Source organism: uncultured Tateyamaria sp., assembly GCF_947504105.1.
In the GTDB taxonomy this organism is placed as follows: domain Bacteria; phylum Pseudomonadota; class Alphaproteobacteria; order Rhodobacterales; family Rhodobacteraceae; genus Tateyamaria.
The window spans coordinates 1-1,911 of record NZ_CANNGP010000122.1 but is presented as its reverse complement, the minus strand read 5'-3'; the positions used below and the strand labels follow the sequence as shown (position 1 = coordinate 1,911).

The 1,911-nt window shown below is 55.5% G+C and carries 2 protein-coding genes; one reads left to right on the top strand and one right to left on the bottom strand.

Annotated features, from left to right (window positions below; all coding sequences use genetic code 11):
- The first annotated feature begins 90 nt into the window (after positions 1 to 90).
- Positions 91 to 666: a SprT-like domain-containing protein gene (locus tag Q1A75_RS23780; protein ID WP_366142237.1), complete on the top strand. Its 576-nt coding sequence runs from the start codon at positions 91 to 93 to the stop codon at positions 664 to 666.
- Between the two features lie 327 nt (positions 667 to 993).
- Here Q1A75_RS23780 and Q1A75_RS23775 read toward each other — a convergent pair whose 3' ends face one another.
- The gene (locus Q1A75_RS23775; RefSeq protein ID WP_299593510.1) at positions 994 to 1,350 is read right to left on the bottom strand and encodes a hypothetical protein; all 357 of its coding nucleotides are present in this window, start codon (positions 1,348 to 1,350) and stop codon (positions 994 to 996) included.
- Positions 1,351 to 1,911: the final 561 nt, after the last annotated feature.

Below are 1,911 nucleotides of genomic sequence, written 5' to 3'. Positions count from 1 at the left end.
ATGTCATCTCGTCTCATGCCCCAACATGACACTCCGAACCGACAATGGGAATCCTATGTCAGACGGGGAACACTAGTTGATGAAATAGCGATGAACCCGGCCTATTTCGCGATCCTGACCATCGAGAACAACCTATCAACGATGGCGCACGAAATGGTGCATCTTTGGCAGTTCCACCATGGCAAGCCGTCGCGTCGCGGATATCACAACAAGGAATGGGCTCTGAAAATGGAAGGCATCGGACTGATTCCGAGTGATACAGGAAGGGTAGGGGGCAAAAAAGTCGGGCAAAGCATGGACCACTATATTCTTGAGAATGGCCCATTTTCTGAGGTCTGTGCAAAGCTGATCACGCAGGATTTCAGGCTATCGTGGCTGGATTGCTTCCCTGCGATTGACCCTGCCAATCCGCCAGAGAAGAAAGATCGTCCAGACGATGGAACCGACGAGGCCGAAGATCTGATTGAGAAATACAGCCTTGATGCGCAAGGTGATGAGGTTGCCGAGGCGCTGACGCTGCCAGCAAAGAAGAATAGCTCGAACCGGGCAAAGTACCGCTGCCCAACATGCGAAGTACAGGTTTGGGGAAAGCCGGGTCTGACTATCCTGTGTGGTGCCGAGGAATGCAGCGCTGAAAGAATGCCAGATGTGACAGGTGCGAGCTGATCGAGCATCGCCAGAAATGGTGGTGCTGCAGAGGAACAGCACCAAAAAATAGCAACCCGGACCAAAGACAGTTGAGCGAGGTCAAGCTTTGTCCAGAAGGGCAGGGGGCCAGCCACCGGCGGCGGTTTCAAGTTATCCAGTCGGGGCTATTTCGACCTTGGGAGAAATCGACCTGACCGCAGCACCCCGAAAGCGGAGACACCAAACATCGGAGAGTCGGGGTGTGGGTAACTTGAAACCGCGCGCTGCATCAGCAGCGCATCGAGCGCCACGTTGAAACCAGCGCAGACAAGCGAATAGGGCGACTGTCGCCGCCCTGTCCTTCGCTCAGTTCTGCTCGTTGTCATCCCGTTTTGGGAAAGCAACCATTTCGACGCCGGGGAACATGCTGTGCTTGACGGTGATCGACTTGATTTCGCCAGTTGCATCGTCGGTGTTTACGAAGAGAACCCCGCAGCGGTCCCAGTAATTCGTGCCATCTTTTTCGCCGGATTTGACATTCAGTTTCAGAGTTTGAGTAGCCATTGTTTGATCCTCGCTTTTGAGTGTTTCGATGGACATGTTTTTTGCGGGCACTAAGGGGATGTCAGCGGCTATTTTGTTTCGCGATGCAAAGTCGGGCTTGCCCGACGGCGGAAAATAGTCGTTGAAGCTCCTGATCTGCTGCCAGATCGGGAGCGCCATTCCCGACTGCTCGCATATGTTCATCTTGAAGAAACACGGGGAGCGAGGATCTTCACTGGCTACAGGTCTGAGTCTGTCTGATCAGCGGAAAGGCACGAATTACTGGGACCGCTGCGCGCGGGACGGTTGAACACTGTGCCTCGATGTGTCTTGGCGAAATCAAGTCGATCGGACACGGGCACCACGTTCAGATCCGTGATCTGGTTGCTTTCCCGAAGCGGGATGATGGTGGGATCGGCAGAGTAGGTGAGTAGTGCGGCGACAGTTGCCTTTTTCGCGGTCGTAGGAGCTTCGCCCGGCCCTGGGCCGCGCCAGCGTGGACCAGGTTAACAGCCGGGCGCGATCGGCACGGCTTGAACCTGGTGCAACAAGGCAGTTGCCTCCCGGCCGCCGTGGCGGCCGTCACAGCGAAGCTGCAAGTCGTGCAGCCGTTTGGAGGCTTAGGCCTCCGAAGGGCAAGGGACACCAAAACCCGGGTTGCCAAAAAAAATACCATGCTGGACGGTGGCGCGGCTGACTGCTGCGATGTCGGAGTATTCCAATCATAGGAGTTTCCAGCAT

Bases quoted from the DNA above. Each gene is read 5' to 3' on its own strand.
- Q1A75_RS23780 (WP_366142237.1), top strand. From the start codon at position 91: ATGAACCCGGCCTATTTCGCGATCCTGACCATCGAGAACAACCTATCA.
- Q1A75_RS23775 (WP_299593510.1), bottom strand. From the start codon at position 1,350: ATGGCGCTCCCGATCTGGCAGCAGATCAGGAGCTTCAACGACTATTTT.